The sequence below is a fragment of the Clostridium sp. CM042 genome (assembly GCF_055080995.1).
Genome location: NZ_CM143646.1, coordinates 23,291 through 43,061 on the forward strand (window position 1 = coordinate 23,291; position 19,771 = coordinate 43,061).

Genomic DNA, 19,771 nt, shown 5'->3' on the forward strand with positions numbered 1-19,771 from the left:
TTATCATTTAGGGTAGAATTAAACTATACTCAAAGTAGGAGGTACTACATTATGAATGAAGATAAAAAAACATCATGCGGATGCGGATGCGGTGATCATGAACAGGACCAAGAAAATAAGGGTTGTGGATGCGGTGGTCATGAACATGACGAAGAAAGTAAAGGTTGTGGATGCGGCGGTCATGAACATGACGAGAATGAAGGCTGTGGATGTGGTTGTGGCGAGGGCGAAGCTTTAACAGTAGATTTAGAAGATGAAAATGGGAACATAGTTCCTTGTGAAATAGTAGATGGATTTACTTATAAAGATAATGAATTTGCGCTAGTTCAAAATCCTGAGGATGATTCAATATATCTTTTCAAAGTAATTGGAGATGAAGAAACAGGTGAGTTAGTTATCCCTGAAGATGAAGAATTCGCAGAAGTAACTGCATATTATGAAGAATTGATTAAAAGCGAAAAGTAATTCTATAAAAGAGTCGTTGCAAATGCATCGACTCTTTTTAAGTTTTTTAAAGAATTAATAGCGAGCTTAGGGTAACAATATTAATAGTATTACTCTTAGAGTAATACGGTATCATTAATGATATTTCAGGAGGAAACTCCAGCTTCTATAAGTGGGAGTATAAACCTCCTTCTGAAGTGCTTAATGCATCTCCTAGGTTGCTGTCGTAGCGACCCAGGAGATGATTTAAAGGAGGGTAAATAATGAAAGAAAAATTAGCTATTTTTGATGTGGATTACACTTTAACAAAACGAGAGACTTTAGTAGAATTCTATTTTTTTATGATAAAAAAGAATCCTAAATTCATAAAATATCTGCCTAAAAGTATATTTTCATCTATATTTTACGTTTTCAAGATATATGATGCTTCAAAAGCTAAAAAAACATTTATAAGATTTATTGATGGTATAGAAGAAAATGAAATGAAAAAAATAGTCAAAGAATTTTATGAAACACGTTTAAGTAAAATAATATATAAAGATGCTATAGATACCATAAAAAAAATGAAGATACAGGGATATAAAATTTATTTAATTTCTGCCTCTGCTGAATTCTATTTAAATGAATTCTATAATATAAAGGAAGTGGATAAAGTAATAGGGACGCGGTTCATTAAGGAGAATGGCTTACATAGAAATAAAATTTCGGGAGAAAATTGCAAAGGAGAAGAAAAAGTAAAAAGGCTAAAAGAAGTCTTGAAGACAGAAAATATAGAAATTGATTTTGAAAACTCCTATATGTTTTCTGATTCTCTATCAGATTTACCTCTTTTTAATTTAGTGGGGCATCCTTATTTAATAAATTTTAAAAAAACACACGATAAGATTGAAATTTTAAAATGGAAGTAGTAGGCTATTTATAGAGGTTAACTTTAAATCAGCACTACATGTGATGGCTTGACATTGATTATTATAAGATAACAATTAGTTAATTCTATCTTTCAAAAAAACAAGGAGGGGTTTATATGGATAAGTGTATAAATGCATATTTTTTATTCGGAGGGGAAATTAAAAAATGTGAAGAATTTGAGAATTGTAATAGTAGTGCAGGGAAATCATTATATGAAGTTATAAGGATAAGTGATGGAATCCCCATTTTTCTTACGGAGCACTTAGATCGTCTTTACGATTCTGCAAAAATTATGAAATACAATTTAAGTATTAATAGGGATGAAATTATAAATGAAATTCTTAAACTAATATATAAGAATAAAGCGCAAGTTGGAAATATAAAATTAGTTATAAATTATAGCCCAAGTGATGAGAAATGCAATAATAAAAATGACTTTAATGAAAAGGTTTTATTATATTTTTTGCCACATGCTTACCCTTCAAAAGATCAATACGTGGAAGGTGTAAAAACTATTACTTATCATGGAGAGCGAAGTAATCCAAATGCTAAAGTTATTAATAGTGTTTTTAGAGACAAAGTAAATGAGCAAATAAATAATAAAGACGTATATGAAGCAATTTTAGTGGATGATGAGGGTTATATTACTGAAGGCAGTAAATCAAATATTTTTATGGTCGAAGGTTCAACAGTTGTAACATCAAAGGTTGCAAATGTATTACCTGGCATCACAAGACAATTTGTCATAAAAACCTGCAAAAAGTTAAATATAGTGTTTGAAGAAAAAAACATCCATGAGAGGGATCTTGAATCATTAACAGGTTTGTTTATTTCCGGAACCTCACCGAATGTACTTCCAATAAAAAATGTGGATGAATTTTCTTTTGATTCATCAATAAATCCAATAATAAATTCAATAATGAAGAAATTTGATGATGAATTAACCGAGGATAAACAGAAATTTGTAAAGTTTATTCAAAATAGAACGATAAATAAATAAAACCTTTGAAAAGTTTAACAAAGCTTTCAGCTCCACAAGAGATGATTTAACAAAAGATGTAGAAGTTATATTATAATTTATTTATAGAAAGAGGTGTAACAAGTAATAGGCAAGGTAGAGTACCCAAAATTCCAAGGTCGTAACGTTCAGAAATGTTTGCAAAGTGCAAGTGTTAGTTTAGGTGTGTCAGCAGAAAGGTTAAAATATACTATACTAGAGGAAGGAAGAGGCATGTTTAAGAAATATGCTGTAATTTCTATAGATGCTATAGAAGATTTAAATGGTAAAAATATTGATTGCGAAACAAATGGAACTATAGAAATTCTAAATGGTATCATTAAAATAAAAAATCCTAAAGGCACTGGAAAACCAGCGTTAATTTCTACTGAAAATAATATTACACTAACGGTAAATGGAGAAAAAGTTATCTCCCGTACCACCGTATATGAGGAAAGTACTATTGATATTATTTTCAACGAAGAAGAGGAAGAAGACGCTAAAGCTAAAAGGTATATGAATTTAAGGATAACTCAAGACAGGATGGAAGCTTATATTAGTATTATATATAAGCCTAATACAACTTATAAATTAAAAGATGTCGGGCCTTCAAACTCAGTTTTATTAGAAAGCGATGTAAAAGAAGAAGTTATGCCACCAAAATTTACAGAATTAGAAATTAGAAATGAACTTCAAAATCATAATATTAGATATGGAATTTTGAAGATGAGCATTATGAAATGTGAAACGGCTAATGAGATTTCGGAACTGATTATTGCAAATGGGAAGAAAACTATAGATACAGTAGATGACAGACTCGAAGTCAAATGCAATGTAGAAGGCAAGCCAAAGGAGCAGAATAATAATGATGCTATAGACTACAAAGATATAGGATTCGTACAAGGAGTAGAAAAAGGACAAGTCTTAGCCATTCTTTATCCGGGCAAAAAAGGAGAAGATGGAATAGATATTACAGGCAAGACTATAATATCTAAAAACATAAAAAAAATAGTGCTAGGCGTAGGAGAAGGTTGTAAAATTGTAGATGAATGTACTGTTGTGGCAACAAGAGAAGGTAGACATTCTAGACGGGGAAACACTTTTTTCGTTTATGAAACTTATGAGGTAAATGGAGATGTGGAACTGAAGACAGGAAACATTGAATTTGTGGGAGATATAATTATAAGTGGCAGTGTACACGAAGGTATGAGAGTGGAAGCAGGCAATTCTATTTTAGTTAAAAACAATGTAGCAGAAGCAGAAATCACTGCGAATGGTGATGTTGTGGTAAGGGGTAATGTAATTAATTCCAAAATTTCAGCAGGAAAAGAAGACGTATTAACTTTAGAATATTTAAGTGACTTAAGGAGTATGAAAAACGACCTAACAAAATTAATAGAATGCGTAAAACAATTAAAAGAAATGAATCTTATGGTAAAAAATACTACTGATGGACAAATTGTTAAAATTTTAATAGAAACTAAATTTAAAAAACTCCCTCAAACTTCCATTAAGATAGTTAAAAGAATACTGCAGCAGAAAAGTATTGATGATAAATTAGTATTTATCATTAAAAATAAAATACTTGATGTTTGTACTCTTAACATAAAAAAATATGAGGAATTAAATGATGCAGTAACGATCATTGATGATAAAATCTCAGTCCTTACGATGAATTTAACTGTTCCTGTGGATGTGGTGTTAGACTATTGTCAAGATACAACAATTAAGAGCTCAGGTAATATTATCCTTAGTGGTAAGGGAGAATATGTGTCACAAATGGTTGCAAGTGATAGTATAATTTTTCAAAAAGATAAAAGCTTAGCTCGTGGTGGAGTTATGAAAGCTGGAAAAGAAATTAGATGCAAAATAGTTGGAGGAATGGGGGGAGTATCAACAGTACTTATGGTAGAAGACCATGGCCAAATATGGGTGGAAATTGCTTATCAAAATACTAGATTTATTATAGGCGATAGAGAGTACATTCTGGATACTCCTAGTAAAAATATTCATGCGTACCTAAATGATGCTAGAGAATTAACTGTTGATAAGTTACAACTTTAGGGGGAGTTAATATGAAAGAACAAGAAATTAAGGTATTAGTTTTTAGAATAAATGGTGAGTATTATGCTACTAGTATATTAGAAGTGGAAAGAATACTGCAATATCAAAAGTTAACTAAAATTCCAGATTCACCACGATTTGTTGAAGGCGTGATAAATTACGAAGATAAAATTTTGCCAGTTATATCACTATCAAAAAAATTCGATTTACCTTCCTCTGAAATACAAGGAGAATCTAAGATAATAGTTGCAAAACAAAATAATGGTAAAATAGGTATAATAGTTGATTTTGTTTCTGAAGTTAAGGATGTGAGGTTAGATAACTTAGAAGAGTCCCCAGAAATAATTTCGGAAATATCTAAAAGATATATCAAAGGACTTATTAAGAATGATGGTAGAATAATTATATATTTAAATATTTCAGCTATATTGACAGAAGAAGAAAAAATACAAATATTATAAAATAAGGTGTGGATATGGGATATAATGAAATAAAAGTAGGAATTTCAGATTTAAATGTAGCATACTCTCCAGATAAATTAATAACTGTGGGCCTAGGATCTTGTGTTGGCATTGCAATTTATGACAAAGAGGTCGGACTTGGAGGATTGGCACACATAATGCTTCCCGATAGCAACCAATTTAATAAAGTAACCAACGAAATGAAATTTGCAGATTTAGCCATACCCATATTAGTAAAGGATATGATAAAAAAAGGTGCAAAACTTAAAAATATGAAGGCTAAAATAGCTGGTGGAGCCTCCATGTTTAATTTCTCAGATAAAAGCATAATTATGGATATTGGTAAAAGAAATGGAGTAGCGGTGAAAAATGCACTAAAGGTTTTATCCATTCCAATAGTGGGAGAAGATATTGGGGGTAATAAAGGGAGAACCTTGATATTTGAAACCATCAATGGATTGCTATTTATTAGAACAGTAGGTATAGGAACCACAGAAATTTAGATTTTAGGTACGGTTAACGGGGGAAGATAATGTTAAAGAAAACTAAAGTTATTGTAGTAGATGATTCAGTACTAATGAGAAGACGCATATCTGATATGATAAATGCTGAGCAAGATTAAAACTAGAGTAGAAAATGTAGTGTGCCATAATATAGAAGCTGTGGTTATTGGAGCGTCTACTGGTGGACCTAAAGCATTATATAAGATAATAACAGCTTTGCCAGGTGATTTAGGAGTTGCAGTTTTAGTAGTACAACATATGCCGATGGGTTTTACAAAAGCATTTGCGCAGCGACTTAATTTAAACAGCAAGTTAAAGGTTATAGAAGCGCAAGATGGAAATTTAATAGAAAAAGATGTAGTTTATGTTGCTCCTGGTGGATATCATATGGAAGTAGGAAGTGACAAGAAGATACATTTAAATACAGAGCCTACTATTTGGGGAGTTAGGCCTGCAGTAGATAAACTTTTTTTATCCGCAACCAGCGTTTATGGTTCTAGGCTTCTAAGTGTTATACTTACTGGTATGGGACGTGATGGTGCACAAGGCACGAAAGCTATCAAAGACAATGGAGGTGTTACTATGTCTGAGCACCAATCTACTTGCATTATATATGGTATGCCAAAGGCTGCTTTTGAAACAGGTAAAGTAGATAAAGTTGTAATGCTCGAAGATGTTGCACAGGAAATTACTAAAGTTGTAACGGGGAGGCGATTATAGAAAGTGGACTTAATATATTTTCAGCAATGGGTTTTAAAAGAATATAATATAGATTTATCGGCCTATAAATCTAATCAATTACATAGGCGGATTTTAAGTTTAATGTCCAGAGTTGAGGTTAATTCTGTAGAGGAGTATATTAGGTTATTAAAGAAAGATCCTACGCAAAAACAAAAGTTTTTAGATTTTATCACAATAAATGTAACAGATTTTTTTAGAAATCCTGAAATATTTGACGAACTTTCAAAAAAAATAAAATCAGAACTCTCATATAATTCAGGGCTTAAAATTTGGAGTGCAGCATGTTCTATTGGAGCTGAGCCTTATTCCCTAGCTATGATTATGGATAATTTAAATCCAAGAGCTAATCATAAAATTATAGCTACAGACATAGATAGCACAATACTTCAAAAAGCCAATAATGGGGAATATGTTTATTCAGAAGTTAAAAATGTCTCAAAACAATATCTAGATAAGTATTTTGTGATTAATGGTGATAAATACTGTATTAATTCTCAAATTAAAAAGATGGTGCAATTTAAGAAACATGATCTTATTTTAGAGAATTATGAAAGCAATTTTGATTTAATAGTCTGTCGAAATGTAGTTATTTATTTTAATGGAGATGTTAAGGATAAAATATATAAAAAATTTAGTGAGTCACTAAAAAAAGGTGGATTACTTTTTGTTGGGGCAACTGAAAGTATATATAATTATAAAGATTATGGATTTGAAAAAACATCCACATTTATTTATAAAAAAATCTAAGGTGAATAACCATTTAGGACTAATGATTAACAAGGGGGAAAATAATGGATACATCGCAATATATGTCAATGTTTTTAGAAGAGTCAATGGAAAATTTGCAGACATTGAATGAAGCTCTTCTTGAACTTGAACAGAATCCAGAAGACATAGACAAGCTAAATGAAATATTCAGGGTAGCTCACACCATAAAGGGCATGGCGGCAACTATGGGATATAGTGAAATGGCCGAATTAACACACAATATGGAAGATGTTCTATCTAAATTTCGCGAAGGAAAGCTTAAAGTTACGGAAAAGGTGGTAACTGTTTTATTCACATGTTTAGATACTTTAGAAAAAATGGTGGATAATATTTCAGAGGGAATTTCTGAAGAAACTCCGATTGAGGAGATAATACATGATTTGCATTCCATAGCAGAAGGGAATGATGCTCCTGAAAATCATGAAAAAGAAAATCAAGTTATTAAAGAAAGTAAAGATAATCTTAATGAGGGAGTTAGTCTTAATGAATATGACATTAATATTATTAAGCAAGCAAGGGATAAAATGTATAATGCTTTTGAAATAAGGATTCTATTAAGTGAAAATACACTGCTTAAGGCAGCGAGAGCATTTCTCATTTTTAAGAGCTTAGAAGAATATGGTGATATTATAAAATCCATACCGTCGGCAGAAGATTTAGAAAATGAAAATTTTGAATTCAAAATAAATTTAGTCTATATTACAAATAAAGATAAAGCAGAAGTTATTGATATTTTGCTAAATATATCTGAAGTGGAAAATGTACGGGTAGAGAATGTTGATGCTACAATTAATACGGATAATTTGTCTGATAAATTAGGGGAAATTAAAGAAATAGAAAAATCACCTGAAGTTAAAATAGAAACAGAGAAAAGTAGCCAGGTTGTAGATGATAAAAATAAAGATAAGAAGAAAGTAGTTCACAAAAAAGCTCATCAATCTGTGAGAGTTGAACTAGATAGATTAGATAAATTTATGAATATGGTATCTGAACTTGTAATTCATAGAACAAGACTAGAGCAAATAAGTAGCAATCATAAATTAACTGATTTAAATGAAACTTTAGAACAAGTAGCTAGGGCCACGTCAGAGCTACAAGATTTAGTAATGAAAATAAGAATGTTACCACTGGAAACAGTATTCAATAGGTTTCCAAGAATGATAAGAGATTTATCGAAAGAGCTTGGAAAAGAAATGGAACTTAAAATACAAGGACAAGAGACGGAAATTGATAGAACGGTTATTGATGAAATTGGTGAACCGCTACTTCATTTACTTCGTAATGCGGCGGATCATGGGATAGAATCTAGTGAAGAGAGAACTTCCAAAGGTAAAAATCCTATTGGCACAATTAAGCTTATAGCTTATTCTGAAGGTACAAAAGCTATAATAAAGGTAGAAGACGATGGTAAAGGGCTAGATGTTGATAAAATAAAAGAAAAGGCTAATAAAGTTGGTATAAATACTGAAGGGATGTCAGATGTAGATGTAAAAAATTTAATTTTTGCACAAGGATTTAGCACAAATGAGAAAGTAACAGATATTTCTGGACGTGGAGTTGGCATGGATGTTGTTAAAACAAAAATTGCTGCCCTTGGTGGAACGGTAGATGCTATAAGCGAGATTGACAAAGGTACTTCATTTATTATAAGATTACCATTGACACTACAAATTATTCAAGCATTACTCGTAAAAATTGGTGATGAAACTATGGCTATTTCTCTTGGTTATATTGATAGAGTAATAGATTACAAGGATGAACTAATTAAGAAAACTAATAACAAAGAAGTCATTGTTTACAATGATAGTGTAATTCCGCTAGTAAGGGTAAATGAAAAGATGAAAATAGAGGCTAGCGATAAAAATAAGCAATATATTGTTATTGTGAAAGTGGGAGAGAAAACAGTAGGACTTTTAGTAGATTCGCTTCTAGGACAACAAGAAATTGTAATAAAGCCCCTAGGAAAAACATTGCAAGGATTAAAAGAATATATAGGAGCAACTATCTTAGGGGATGGTCTAGTTACTTTGATACTAGATGTTGCAGCCCTAGTGTAAGGAGAGTATAGTATGGATTATTTAGGGCTTAGTCCTATTCAATTAGATGTTTTGCAAGAAGTGGGAAATATTGGTGCGGGAAATGCAGCTACTTCCTTATCACAATTATTGAATGAAAAAATAGATATGACCGTGCCAGCAGTAAAGATTATTAACTTTGATAATATTTTTTCTAAAATAGGAGTTGAAGAAGTAGTAAGTGGTGTAATTGTAAGAGTGCTTGGAGATATACCAGGAAATATACTATTTACCTTAGAAAAGGAAACGGCTTTAGACATTATTTCAAAATTATTAGGTGAAGAGCAGAAAGAGATATCTGAAATTGGGAGCTCGGTATTGTGTGAAATAGGGAATATTATTTCAAGTTCTTTCATGAATGCAATAGCAAAACTCACTAATCTTACGCTTATGCCATCGGTGCCAGCTGTTGCTGTAGACATGATGGGCGCAATATTATCAACTACTTTTATTGAATCAGGTCAATTCGACGAGTATGTACTAGATTTAGAAACGCAGTTTTTACGAGAGAATGAAAAAATAAGAGGGCATTTCTACTATATACCAATGCCCGGATCACTAGAGAAAATATTAAATTCATTAGGTGTAAATTAATTGGAGGTATTATAAAATGGCTAAAGTATTAATTGTTGATGACGCGGCATTTATGAGAATGATGATAAAAGATATATTAGAAAAAAACGGATTTGAAGTTGTAGGGGAAGCAAGCAATGGAATAAAAGCAGTGGAGCTGTACAAAGTAGAAAAACCGGATGTTGTAACTATGGATATTACCATGCCAGATATGGACGGAATTGAAGCTGTTAAAGCTATTAGAGCTATTGATCCTGCTGCAAAAATAATTATGTGCAGCGCTATGGGCCAACAGAGTATGGTTATGGATGCAATAAAGGCCGGTGCTAAAGATTTTATTGTCAAACCATTTCAAGCAGATAGAGTATTGGAAGCAATAAAAAAAGTTATAGGTTAGGAGGTGGATATTATTCAAGTAGTTGTATTTAAAGTTAATGAGGAACAGTTTGCAGTAGAAGCATCTATTGTTCAAAGTATTAATGATATGATGGAAATAACAAAAGTACCAAAATCTGAGAAATACATAAAAGGTTTAATTAATTTAAGAGGTACTATAATCTCTCTCTTAGATATAAATCTCCTTTTAGATATTGAAAAAGGCCTGGGGAGTCAAGAAAATATTATTATATTAAATTTACAAGAAGAATCTGTTGGAGTAACAGTAGACCAAGTTGATGAAGTATTAGAAATTGAAGAAAATTTGATTGAAAAAATTGAAATTGACAAAAACAAACCCTATATAAAGGGTATTATAAATTTTAAAGATAGAATTGTTACATTAATTGATATTGGTAAGCTTATTGAAAAATAAAAACTTATTGAGAAATAAAAACTTATTGAGAAATAAAATGGAAACAATAAGAAATGGAAACATGATTCAATATAACAATAATACTGCATACATAGAAATGAGGTAGAAATATGGCAGAAGTATTATCGCAAAGTGAGATAGATTCACTTTTATCTGCCCTATCTTCTGGGGAGATAGAAGCAGATCGCCTCACAGATGATGAGGAAAAGCATAAAATTAAATTATATGATTTTAGGAGTCCTCAAAAATTTTCAAAAGATCACTTACGAACGCTTGAGCTTATTCATGATAATTATGGAAGGATAATATCAAGTTATTTATCTGCACAGCTAAGAAGTAACGTAAAAATTAAAACTGAAAGTATTCAACAAATAACATACGATGAATTTATTCATTCAATCCCAAACCCCACCATTTTAACTATATTTAAAATGCCACCTTTAAGTGGTTCTATATTATTTGAAACTAATCCCCAGTTCTCTTTTCAAATAATTGATATACTTCTAGGTGGTATGGGGAGTAGAAAGGTTAAGCTTAGAGAATTTTCTGATATAGATAAAAATATATTAAGAAATGTTAATACGGGACTTATAGCTAACTTAAAACTTGCTTGGGAAGATGTTTTGGACGTAAAACCAGAGATTGAGACACTAGAAACTAATCCTGCACTTAATCAAACTCTGGCTCCAAATGAACCAGTTGCCCTAATTACTTTCTCGGCAGAACTTAGTAATATTAATAGCTTTATAAATATTTGTATACCATATTTAAGCATTGAAAAAGTACTAGATAAACTAGTTGGTCAATATTGGTTTAGAGAAAATAATGAAGAAATTGTCAGTGAATCTAAAGAAAAATTGAAAAAACGATTAAATATAGTAAGTGTTCCAATAAAAGGGGTACTAGGTAGTACAAATATTACTGTAAATGAATTTCTGCAATTAACTGAAGGCGATGTAATTACATTAGATAATTCAAGTGATAGCCCAGTTAAAGTATTTGTGGAGGAACATTTATGTTATACTGGCAAGCCTGGTACTATAGGTAAAAATAAGGGGATTCAGATATTAGATATAATAGATAAGGATGTGGAAAATTATGAGTAACGGCTTTCTTTCGCAAGAAGAAATCGACGCACTCTTAAATGGAGGCGACGAAGTTTCTGACAAAAGCGGCTCTGACCAAAGTGCAAATTCTGAACTTGGCATAGGCGAGGAACAAGGCATGAGCTCTGAACCACAGCAGGCATTTGAGCTCACTGATATTGAGAAAGATTTGCTTGGTGAAGTTGGAAATATTTCTATGGGCTCAGCATCAACAGCTCTTTCCACTATAGTAGGTCAACCAGTGAATATAGCAACGCCAGTAGTTTCAATAAGTACACTTAAAGATTTAAGAGCTAATTTTGAAGTTCCAAGTGTTGCTTTAGACGTGAACTTTACAAGCGGAATAGCAGGCGGAAATCTTTTAGTAATAAAGACTACTGATGCAGCGGTTATAGCTAGTTTGATGATGGGTGGAGATGGCAAAGTAGAAGGAAATCCTCAGCTATCAGAAATTGAAATTAGTGCTGTTTCAGAAGCTATGAATCAAATGATTGGATCTGCTGCAACATCTATGGCAACTATGTTTGCTAGGGAAGTAAATATATCACCTCCTCAGTCTAAGATATGGGATGAGGATACTTCACCTTTAAGTGAAACTATAGATAAAGACGAGGAAGTTGTTCAGGTAGCTTTTAGAATGACTGTTGGTGATTTGATTGATAGTGTTATAATGCAAGTGCTTCCTGTAAAAACTGCTAAAAAAATAGTGGCTATTATGATGGGCACAGAACAAACCGAGGAAGCACCAAAAGTAGCTAGTAGTCAGGGTGAAATGGAAGAACCAAATGTACAGCCGGCCAGTGTAAAGCAAGAGACACAATATGAACAGGGTTTTGTGCAGGAACAAGCGCAGCCGGAATATAATGCAAAACCGATTGAGAGGCCACAGCCGCAAGTAGAGGTTAGGCAGGCAGCCTTTAAACCATTAACAAAGGCTCCCGTTTGTAATTCTCCAAGAAACATCGACTTAATATTAGATGTACCACTGGAAATTTCCGTAGTACTTGGAAAAACTAAAAAGAATATTAGGGACATTTTAAATTTGGGAACAGGATCTTTAATAGAACTTGATAAGTTAGCAGAAGAGCCAGTAGATATATTAGTAAACGGTAAAAAAGTAGCATATGGCGAAGTTGTAGTTGTAGATGAGAATTTTGGAGTTAGAATTACTAGTATAATTAGTGGTGAAGAAAGAGTTAAAGCAATAGTTGAATAAGTGAACATGTGTATTACATAGTATATGAATAAGGAATAAATGTTATTTATTCCTTATTCATTTTTTTTTAGAAATTTTATGATAGTTTATATAAATCATACGAAAATAAATAAATATAGTAAATAAATTATAAATATCAGAGTAATATTAAATATTGTATAAACATTTAAAGATTATATACGATAATAGAAATAGATAGAATAGAAACTAGGCTTAAAGATATAAAAAGCTAGGAGTGAATAACAATGAAAATAGATGGAGTAAAAAATAATGTAGTTAGTAGTTATAAAAAAAATATAGCTAAAACAGAATTAAAGGCAACTGCTTCAAAAAAAGATACCATAGAGTTATCCTCAGTAGGGAAAAGTTTAAGTGCATTATCATTGGAGGGTAAACCGGTTAATTCAAAAGAGAAGATAGAAGCTATTAAAAATAAAGTAATGCAGGGCACCTACAATGTGGATTCAAAATTAGCAGCTAAAAGAATAATTGATATTATGAAAGGGAGAGAAATTTAGTTATGATGCAAAAACTAAATGAGATTATTGTGCAGGAAACAGAGGTTGTGAAGGCCTTGCTATTAGAACTTGAAGAGCAACACAGATGTATAGCTGTTAGTGATATTTTCGGAATGGAAGCTTGCGTAGGTAAGATTAAAGAAGCTAATAAAAACATAGCGTATATGGAAGTTGAGAGGCGAAAACTTACGCAAAGTAGAACTATGGGGTCAATAGTTGAAGAAGCAAGAGATGAGGAGCTAGAGAGTAATTATAATAAAATTAAGAATCTATTACAAGAAGTTGTACTTCAAAAGGATACGAACGAGTTACTTATAAGACAAGGACTTAGTTTTACAAATAGAATATTGAATGTATTAAATCCAGTAAGAGAGCAAGCCACTTACAATGCAAGTGGCAAAATTAAATAATATGAGGTGAAAGAAATGTCAGGATTATTTTCAACTTTTAATATAGCTAGAAGCGGTATGAGTGCTCAACAAAAGGCTTTAGATGTAGTTAGTCATAACGTAGCTAATGCTAATACAGAGGGATATTCAAGGCAAAGGGTTACTATGGAGACTACAAGGCCATTTGGTATGCCTTCTATGAATAATGCTATGGGGCCAGGTCAATTAGGTACTGGTGTACAGATTTCCGCTATAATAAGAATAAGAGACGTTTTTTTAGATTACCAGGTAAGGACGGAAAATGGAACTAGTGGGTTATATCAAGGGCGTGAAAAATTCCTTTCACAGATTGAAGGTATTATGAATGAGCCTAGCGATACAGGAGTTTCAAACCTCATCGGAAAGGTTTTTGACTCTTGGAATGAACTTTCATTACATCCGGAAAATTCAAATTCAAGAACTGTAGTAGCACAACAATCTAAAGCACTAACTGATGAATTAAATAATACTTATAATCAGTTAATAAAATTAAAAGGCAATAGTCAAGAGCTTATTAAGCAGAATGTAGTGGGCATAAACAATATGCTTGATCAAATAGATGTATTAAATCAACAGGTTATTAGCGTAAAAGTTGGCGGGAATGAGCCTAATGATTTGATGGATAAAAGGGATTTGTTAATAGATCAGCTAAGTTTGAAATTTGGTATCACTATTGATAAAAAGGCACTAGGTGGAGAAGATCTTAAACCAGATGATGCCTGCGGTATGGGAAATGCATGCCTTGTAAGTTCTACTAACAAAGATGAGGTTAAGAGATTTTCTTATGTGAGTAGTATTGAAAAAATAGCAGATGGAACCTATAATGTTACTTATTACAAAAATGGAGATATGTCCAGTGAGGGAAACGAAAAAACTATAAACATGAACTTAACTGATGCAGAATATAAAGAATTAGATCAATGTAGAGTACTTTGGTCAGATAAAGATGGAAATGCTATTAAAGCAGATGGCAGTAAAATTTTAGAGAGTAGTAGTTTTACTGATTTAAAATTATTTACTCCTCAAAAGGGAGAACTAAAAGGCTATATGTCTGTACAGGCAGATATAGACAAATATATAAACGAGTTAAATGGTCTAGCTAAGAGTATTGCATTTTCTATAAATGCGGTGCATAGCGGTAACAGTGCTGAAAAAGAAGGTGAACTTAAATTTTTTGTTAATAGCGAGCCTGGAGGTAAAGAGGAAGGAATAACAGCTGGTAATATTTCTGTTAATGAAGATATACTAAGAGACGTTATGAAAATTAAGACTGGAAAAGGTGATACTCCAGGGGTAAGTGATGGAGATAGAGCATTAGCTATTGCACAACTTAGAGATGTGAGGTTAGATATCCAGAACATTGATAAGACAACCAATAGGGAGAAGTTTTTAACGAACAACAATAAATTCAGTTCAGATCCAGTACTAGGAGTTGATACAATTGCATCAAGTGTGAATGGCATGACAGTTAGTGGTTATTTCACGGATATCGTAAGTAGATTAGCGGCGCAGACCGAAACGGCAAAAAAAACTGTAATCAACCAGGAATCACTATTAGCAGGTTTAGAAGAATCAAGGGCCTCTATATCAGGTGTATCCTTGGATGAGGAAATGGCGAATATGATTCAATTTCAACATGCTTATCAAGCTAATGCAAAGATTATTTCAACCGTTGATGAGCTTCTAGATGTAATTATTAATGGGCTAAAAAGATAAATGATAGAATTATACGAGGAGTGAAGATATGAGAGTAACAAATAAAATGCTTTCAAATAATTATTTAAGAGATATGAGAACAAATTTAGCTAATATGAGTAGGTTACAGAGTCAAATGGCTTCTGGTAAAGAAATAACAAAAGCTTCAGATAATCCTTTTAAAACTTCTAGAATAATGCAGATGTATTCAGAGATAGATGCGAACAAACAATATAATAGTAATATTAAAAATACAACAAATTGGCTTGACACAACAGATTCGGCATTAGGAGATGTAGGAAAGGTAGTTGGAAGAATTGAAGAACTTTTAGTAACAGCTGGAAATGGTACCTACGACAGTGGACAGAGACAAGCTGTTAAGGATGAAATAAATCAAAGAATACAGGAACTTTCACAAATATTAAATACTAGCTTTGATGGTAAATATATATTTGGAGGCACAGACGGAACAATTAAACCTGCGGGAACAAGCACGGATGCAGGTGGAAATGATGAGTTAATTTGTAGAACAAAAGCGGGTGATAAGCTATTAGTAGAAATATCCCAAGGTGTAACTATGGATTATAACGTTACAGCAACACAGGTTATAAACTATGGAACCGGTGGTGATGAGAACCTTATGAAATTGTTAGGGAATATTACAAAACACCTTGACTCGACTGAGCCAAATGATATTAAAGAGTTGAACAATGCAGACCTAGAAGGAATACAAAAAGTTATGACTAATGTATTAAAGCTACGTTCTGAGGTTGGAGCTAAGCAAAATAGAATGGAAAGCGCTAAAACTAGAAATGAAGATCAAAATTTTAATATGACAGAAATATTGTCTGCAACTGAGGATATAGATATTACAGAAAAAACAATGGAAGCTGCTATTATGCAAACCGTGTATATGGCATCTCTTCAAATCAGTGCTAAGATACTTCAACCTTCATTAATTGATTATCTCTAGGCTAGTTGAGAGTTGAATTATTAAAAGGAGTTGATTTGTAATATGGAGCTGGTTACTAAGTATCATGGAGCTCGAGCATATAGTGATGAAGATGTTATATTGTTTAAAAAAGGTCTGCCGGGATTTAAAGAATTAAAAAAATTTATAATTTTTCCATTGGAAAGTAATGAAGTTTTTAGTATATTACACTCAATTGAAAATATTGAGGTTGGTTTAGTTTTGGTATCTCCATTTACAATTGCGGCGGATTATGAATTTAAAATACCAGACATTTATATAAAAGAACTCAAAATAGCTAGTCCTGAACAAGTATTAGTATTAACTACCGTAACTTTAAGTCCAAATGTTGAGGATATGACTACTAATTTAAAAGCCCCAATCATTATTAATATAAAAGAAAAATTAGGTGGACAATTAATATTAGATAATGATAAATACAAAATAAAGGAACCTCTATTTAACGACATTTCAGAAGGTACAAATAAATGTTAGTAATAGGCAGAAAAAAAGGTGAATCCATACTTATAGGTGACGACGTTGAAATAACTATAGTTAAGATTGAAAATGGATCTGTAAAAATTGCTATAACTGCACCAAGAGAAGTTGGAATTTTGAGGAAAGAACTTTATATAGAAGTCACAGATGAAAATCAAAGAGCTACGGTTTTTGATGCATCAGCTTTAGAAAAGTTAAAGAAATAAATTAGGGGGAAAATATGGATATCGGGGGTATTAATCAAAGTAATTTCACAGATATAGGTATAACTTATAAAATTCCTGAAAATGTTATGGTTTCAAAGCCGGTTCAAATTAATAATTCATTTAGTGAAAAGCAAAACACTGAAAAAGAAGTTAAAAATGCAGTAAATAAAATAAATAAATTTCTAGATGGTGAAGGTATACATGTGCAATATGAAAAGCATGATGTGCTTAACCAAATGATTATAAAAGTAATTGATAACAATACTAATGAAGTAATAAAAGAGATTCCCTCAAAAAAAATATTAGACATGGTAGCCAAAATGTGCGAAATGGCTGGTATTTTAGTAGATAAAAAAGCATAATCCTTTAACAAAGGTGCACCCTTTAGAATAAAGATAGGAGGGCTATTATGGAATTTAAATTAAATAAAATTGATGTTGAGATAAGGCAAAGAGTTAAGGATACTACAAAATCTGGTGTAGTTCATAGAAAAGATTCAATAATCGTAAACAAAGATAAAAATCCTAGCGATAATTCAAATTCTCAGGTCGACTTTAAGTATAAAATTTCAAAATATAAGAAGAAACATAAAATATCTGTAGGAGCATTTATAAATACCCAATATGAGGTAGAGGTTTTTAAAGAGACTATAGATAAAGAGCAAAGAAGCATTGGAAATTTTATAGACACTAAAAAGTAGAGGTGAAGTAATATGGCAATGAACGCTTATGGAAATGCATTCAATACTTATAAAAGCAATAGTGTGAATTTCGCATCAAAGGATCAATTGCTTTTGATGTTAGTAGACGGGGCTGCAAAATTTTCGAAAATAGGTAGACAGGCCATCTTAAATAAAGATGTTAAAAAAGCTCATGAAAATATTATAAAAACTCAAAATATATTCTATGAATTAATGGCAACTTTAGATGTAAATAAGGGCGGAGAATGGTCAGAAAATTTAATGAAAGTTTATGAGTTTATAGTAAGGCGGCTTACGGATGCTAATATGAAAAAAGATGTACTCATAATGGAGGAGATTATTCCACTAATTGATGATGTTCGAGATACTTGGAATCAGGCATATAATAAGACTAAGGGAGGATGTATTAAATGAGAATTTCGGGGATGGCTACAGGACTGGATACAGACACGCTAGTAAAACAAATGATGAAACCTTATACAATGAGAGTGGATAAGATGAAACAGGATAGGCAAATAGTAGCTTGGACGCAGGAACTTTACAGGGATATATTATCAGATACATCTAATATTATAAATACATATTTTAATAATTTAAAACTTGATACGAATATGTTAAGTAAAAATAACTATTCGGGTTTTGATGTAACGGCGGCTAGTAGTACAACAGGGGAAAGTGCAGGGGCGAGTGCTACGGCGTCTGTAGGAGCTGTTGCTGGAAACTATAAAGTGGTAGTAACGAAGTTAGCTACAGCAGCAAAGATAGAGAGTACAGGAAAAGTAAAGGCAACAGATGGTAAAGCGGTAAATAAATATACTACAAAATTAAGTGATTTAGGTATTGACGGTAACAGTGAGGGTAATGTAACTTTAACCTTTGATTATACCGATTTAAATGGTGTAAACCAAAAAAAACCTATAACTGTATCAAAGGATGCTACAATATCTCAATTAACAGATGCCGTTAATCAAGGTACTTCTGGAGCTGTTAAATTGAATTTTAGTGAACTAACAGAGTCATTTAGTATAGAGAGTTTACAAACAGGAAGTTCATCATTATTAACGGTAGCAGATGAAGGAACAGGTGTTTTAACAAAATTAAAATTACCGGTAAATGATGATGGAACTGGAAATGTAACCCTTGGAGGAAATGCTATAGCTACAATAACTCCTCCAGGAGCTTCTGCAGGAACTTCTGTTGAAAGACCGGGTAATACTTTTTCTATAGATGGAATTAATTATACATTAACAAAAGCAAATGCAAAAGATGATGTAACAACTAGTACAAACATTACGGTTACTGGGAATTCACAAAAAACTTATGATAAAATTAAAGGCTTTATAGATATGTATAATGAATTAGTGGATAAGGTTAGCGGAAAGACTGATGAAAAGAAGCAATATAAGTATCTTCCGCTTACGGATGAACAGAGGACCAGTATGAAGGAAGATGAAATTAAACAATGGGAGACTAAGGCTAAAGTAGGGTTGTTAAAGGGTGACTCAAATTTAGACAATATGCTTGCCTCAATGAGAAGTGCTTTTTATGAAGGCGTAGAAGGTGCAGGCATATCTCTTTCAGAAATCGGATTATCAACCTCGGAGGATATAAGCCAAAGAGGGAAAATTATAATAGATGAGGAAAAGCTAAAAACTGCTATTGAAACTAAAGGAGAGCAGGTTGCTAATTTGTTTGCAAAGCAATCTACAACATATTCTTCATATAATGCAGATGCTACAAGCATTGAGAGAAGTACAAGAAACAAAGAACAAGGTATATTTCAAAGAATAAATGATATTGTGCAAGATTACACAAGAACATCAAGAAATAGTAATGGTAAAAAAGGTATTTTACTTGAAAAATCGGGAATAAAAGGAGATACAACTGAATTTAAATCTTTGTTATCTGAAGATATTATAAAGAAAGATAAAAAGATAAATGAAATGATAAAAAGTCTAGCATCTAGAGAGAATAAATTTTATTTGCAGTTTTCAAAACTGGAGGTAGCTATGAATAAGCTGAACTCCCAATCAAATTGGTTAACGCAACAATTAGGTGGAGGACAATAAAATTCTTCTAAAATCTGTA

23 protein-coding genes and 1 pseudogene are annotated in these 19,771 nt (G+C 32.0%); all 24 read left to right on the forward strand.

Going from position 1 to position 19,771, the window contains the following annotated elements; translation table 11 throughout:
- Positions 1–51 precede the first annotated feature (51 nt).
- The 24 genes and pseudogenes from ACWJJ7_RS00115 to fliD all read left to right on the forward strand — a co-directional run bounded on the left by ACWJJ7_RS00115 (position 52) and on the right by fliD (position 19,752).
- Positions 52–465, forward strand: a complete 414-nt coding sequence (locus tag ACWJJ7_RS00115) for a DUF1292 domain-containing protein (RefSeq protein WP_462963371.1) — start codon at positions 52–54, stop codon at positions 463–465.
- A 242-nt stretch (positions 466–707) separates the two neighbouring features.
- Positions 708–1,352: an HAD-IB family hydrolase gene (locus ACWJJ7_RS00120; protein ID WP_462963372.1), complete on the forward strand. Its 645-nt coding sequence runs from the start codon at positions 708–710 to the stop codon at positions 1,350–1,352.
- Between the two features lie 116 nt (positions 1,353–1,468).
- Positions 1,469–2,353 (forward strand): aminotransferase class IV, encoded by an 885-nt coding sequence (locus ACWJJ7_RS00125; protein ID WP_462963373.1) that lies wholly within the window; start codon positions 1,469–1,471, stop codon positions 2,351–2,353.
- Positions 2,354–2,458: 105 nt separating this feature from the next.
- On the forward strand, positions 2,459–4,414 hold the full coding sequence (locus ACWJJ7_RS00130; RefSeq protein WP_462965046.1) for a flagellar assembly protein A: 1,956 nt from the start codon (positions 2,459–2,461) through the stop codon (positions 4,412–4,414).
- An 11-nt stretch (positions 4,415–4,425) separates the two neighbouring features.
- Complete coding sequence (locus ACWJJ7_RS00135; RefSeq protein WP_462963374.1) at positions 4,426–4,875, forward strand: chemotaxis protein CheW; 450 nt, start codon at positions 4,426–4,428, stop codon at positions 4,873–4,875.
- A 14-nt stretch (positions 4,876–4,889) separates the two neighbouring features.
- Positions 4,890–5,378 (forward strand): chemotaxis protein CheD, encoded by a 489-nt coding sequence (locus tag ACWJJ7_RS00140; protein ID WP_462963375.1) that lies wholly within the window; start codon positions 4,890–4,892, stop codon positions 5,376–5,378.
- 150 nt (positions 5,379–5,528) lie between these two features.
- A pseudogene (locus ACWJJ7_RS00145) lies at positions 5,529–6,098 on the forward strand (CheB methylesterase domain-containing protein); the annotation flags it as partial.
- Positions 6,099–6,101: 3 nt separating this feature from the next.
- Entirely contained in the window at positions 6,102–6,866 is a 765-nt protein-coding gene (locus ACWJJ7_RS00150) for a CheR family methyltransferase (protein WP_462963376.1), read from the forward strand.
- Between the two features lie 44 nt (positions 6,867–6,910).
- A complete protein-coding gene (locus ACWJJ7_RS00155) occupies positions 6,911–8,944 on the forward strand; it encodes a chemotaxis protein CheW (protein ID WP_462963377.1) in 2,034 nt (677 codons plus the stop codon).
- Between the two features lie 12 nt (positions 8,945–8,956).
- On the forward strand, positions 8,957–9,556 hold the full coding sequence (locus ACWJJ7_RS00160; protein WP_462963378.1) for a chemotaxis protein CheC: 600 nt from the start codon (positions 8,957–8,959) through the stop codon (positions 9,554–9,556).
- Positions 9,557–9,572: 16 nt separating this feature from the next.
- The gene (locus ACWJJ7_RS00165) at positions 9,573–9,932 is read left to right on the forward strand and encodes a response regulator (RefSeq protein ID WP_462963379.1); all 360 of its coding nucleotides are present in this window, start codon (positions 9,573–9,575) and stop codon (positions 9,930–9,932) included.
- Between the two features lie 12 nt (positions 9,933–9,944).
- Entirely contained in the window at positions 9,945–10,346 is a 402-nt protein-coding gene (locus ACWJJ7_RS00170; protein ID WP_462965047.1) for a chemotaxis protein CheW, read from the forward strand.
- 110 nt (positions 10,347–10,456) lie between these two features.
- Entirely contained in the window at positions 10,457–11,452 is a 996-nt protein-coding gene (fliM, locus tag ACWJJ7_RS00175; RefSeq protein WP_462963380.1) for a flagellar motor switch protein FliM, read from the forward strand.
- Positions 11,445–12,668: a flagellar motor switch phosphatase FliY gene (fliY, locus tag ACWJJ7_RS00180; RefSeq protein ID WP_462963381.1), complete on the forward strand. Its 1,224-nt coding sequence runs from the start codon at positions 11,445–11,447 to the stop codon at positions 12,666–12,668. The genes fliM and fliY overlap by 8 nt, the downstream gene beginning before the upstream one ends.
- 245 nt (positions 12,669–12,913) lie before the next feature.
- The gene (locus ACWJJ7_RS00185) at positions 12,914–13,186 is read left to right on the forward strand and encodes a flagellar biosynthesis anti-sigma factor FlgM (RefSeq protein WP_462963382.1); all 273 of its coding nucleotides are present in this window, start codon (positions 12,914–12,916) and stop codon (positions 13,184–13,186) included.
- A 2-nt stretch (positions 13,187–13,188) separates the two neighbouring features.
- Positions 13,189–13,596, forward strand: coding sequence for a flagellar protein FlgN (locus tag ACWJJ7_RS00190; protein ID WP_462963383.1), 408 nt, complete (start codon positions 13,189–13,191; stop codon positions 13,594–13,596).
- 15 nt (positions 13,597–13,611) lie between these two features.
- Complete coding sequence (gene flgK, locus ACWJJ7_RS00195; protein WP_462963384.1) at positions 13,612–15,330, forward strand: flagellar hook-associated protein FlgK; 1,719 nt, start codon at positions 13,612–13,614, stop codon at positions 15,328–15,330.
- Between the two features lie 28 nt (positions 15,331–15,358).
- Positions 15,359–16,282 (forward strand): flagellar hook-associated protein FlgL, encoded by a 924-nt coding sequence (gene flgL, locus ACWJJ7_RS00200; protein ID WP_462963385.1) that lies wholly within the window; start codon positions 15,359–15,361, stop codon positions 16,280–16,282.
- Positions 16,283–16,324: 42 nt separating this feature from the next.
- Positions 16,325–16,774 (forward strand): flagellar assembly protein FliW, encoded by a 450-nt coding sequence (gene fliW, locus ACWJJ7_RS00205; protein ID WP_462963386.1) that lies wholly within the window; start codon positions 16,325–16,327, stop codon positions 16,772–16,774.
- Positions 16,768–16,983 (forward strand): carbon storage regulator CsrA, encoded by a 216-nt coding sequence (csrA, locus tag ACWJJ7_RS00210; protein WP_462963387.1) that lies wholly within the window; start codon positions 16,768–16,770, stop codon positions 16,981–16,983. Before fliW ends, csrA begins: the two co-directional genes overlap by 7 nt.
- A 14-nt stretch (positions 16,984–16,997) precedes the next feature.
- Positions 16,998–17,345: a flagellar protein FlaG gene (locus ACWJJ7_RS00215; RefSeq protein ID WP_462963388.1), complete on the forward strand. Its 348-nt coding sequence runs from the start codon at positions 16,998–17,000 to the stop codon at positions 17,343–17,345.
- A gap of 47 nt (positions 17,346–17,392) precedes the next feature.
- Positions 17,393–17,683, forward strand: a complete 291-nt coding sequence (locus ACWJJ7_RS00220) for a hypothetical protein (RefSeq protein WP_462963389.1) — start codon at positions 17,393–17,395, stop codon at positions 17,681–17,683.
- Positions 17,684–17,695: 12 nt separating this feature from the next.
- Positions 17,696–18,097, forward strand: coding sequence for a flagellar export chaperone FliS (gene fliS / locus ACWJJ7_RS00225; protein ID WP_462963390.1), 402 nt, complete (start codon positions 17,696–17,698; stop codon positions 18,095–18,097).
- Positions 18,094–19,752, forward strand: a complete 1,659-nt coding sequence (gene fliD, locus ACWJJ7_RS00230; protein WP_462963391.1) for a flagellar filament capping protein FliD — start codon at positions 18,094–18,096, stop codon at positions 19,750–19,752. Before fliS ends, fliD begins: the two co-directional genes overlap by 4 nt.
- The last annotated feature ends 19 nt before the right edge of the window (positions 19,753–19,771 follow it).

Bases quoted from the DNA above. Each gene is read 5' to 3' on its own strand.
- fliS (WP_462963390.1), top strand. From the start codon at position 17,696: ATGGCAATGAACGCTTATGGAAATGCATTCAATACTTATAAAAGCAAT.
- fliY (WP_462963381.1), top strand. From the start codon at position 11,445: ATGAGTAACGGCTTTCTTTCGCAAGAAGAAATCGACGCACTCTTAAAT.
- csrA (WP_462963387.1), top strand. From the start codon at position 16,768: ATGTTAGTAATAGGCAGAAAAAAAGGTGAATCCATACTTATAGGTGAC.
- fliD (WP_462963391.1), top strand. From the start codon at position 18,094: ATGAGAATTTCGGGGATGGCTACAGGACTGGATACAGACACGCTAGTA.
- flgL (WP_462963385.1), top strand. From the start codon at position 15,359: ATGAGAGTAACAAATAAAATGCTTTCAAATAATTATTTAAGAGATATG.
- ACWJJ7_RS00165 (WP_462963379.1), top strand. From the start codon at position 9,573: ATGGCTAAAGTATTAATTGTTGATGACGCGGCATTTATGAGAATGATG.
- ACWJJ7_RS00220 (WP_462963389.1), top strand. From the start codon at position 17,393: ATGGAATTTAAATTAAATAAAATTGATGTTGAGATAAGGCAAAGAGTT.
- ACWJJ7_RS00140 (WP_462963375.1), top strand. From the start codon at position 4,890: ATGGGATATAATGAAATAAAAGTAGGAATTTCAGATTTAAATGTAGCA.
- ACWJJ7_RS00215 (WP_462963388.1), top strand. From the start codon at position 16,998: ATGGATATCGGGGGTATTAATCAAAGTAATTTCACAGATATAGGTATA.
- ACWJJ7_RS00125 (WP_462963373.1), top strand. From the start codon at position 1,469: ATGGATAAGTGTATAAATGCATATTTTTTATTCGGAGGGGAAATTAAA.
- fliW (WP_462963386.1), top strand. From the start codon at position 16,325: ATGGAGCTGGTTACTAAGTATCATGGAGCTCGAGCATATAGTGATGAA.
- fliM (WP_462963380.1), top strand. From the start codon at position 10,457: ATGGCAGAAGTATTATCGCAAAGTGAGATAGATTCACTTTTATCTGCC.
- ACWJJ7_RS00155 (WP_462963377.1), top strand. From the start codon at position 6,911: ATGGATACATCGCAATATATGTCAATGTTTTTAGAAGAGTCAATGGAA.
- flgK (WP_462963384.1), top strand. From the start codon at position 13,612: ATGTCAGGATTATTTTCAACTTTTAATATAGCTAGAAGCGGTATGAGT.
- ACWJJ7_RS00185 (WP_462963382.1), top strand. From the start codon at position 12,914: ATGAAAATAGATGGAGTAAAAAATAATGTAGTTAGTAGTTATAAAAAA.
- ACWJJ7_RS00190 (WP_462963383.1), top strand. From the start codon at position 13,189: ATGATGCAAAAACTAAATGAGATTATTGTGCAGGAAACAGAGGTTGTG.
- ACWJJ7_RS00160 (WP_462963378.1), top strand. From the start codon at position 8,957: ATGGATTATTTAGGGCTTAGTCCTATTCAATTAGATGTTTTGCAAGAA.
- ACWJJ7_RS00135 (WP_462963374.1), top strand. From the start codon at position 4,426: ATGAAAGAACAAGAAATTAAGGTATTAGTTTTTAGAATAAATGGTGAG.
- ACWJJ7_RS00115 (WP_462963371.1), top strand. From the start codon at position 52: ATGAATGAAGATAAAAAAACATCATGCGGATGCGGATGCGGTGATCAT.
- ACWJJ7_RS00120 (WP_462963372.1), top strand. From the start codon at position 708: ATGAAAGAAAAATTAGCTATTTTTGATGTGGATTACACTTTAACAAAA.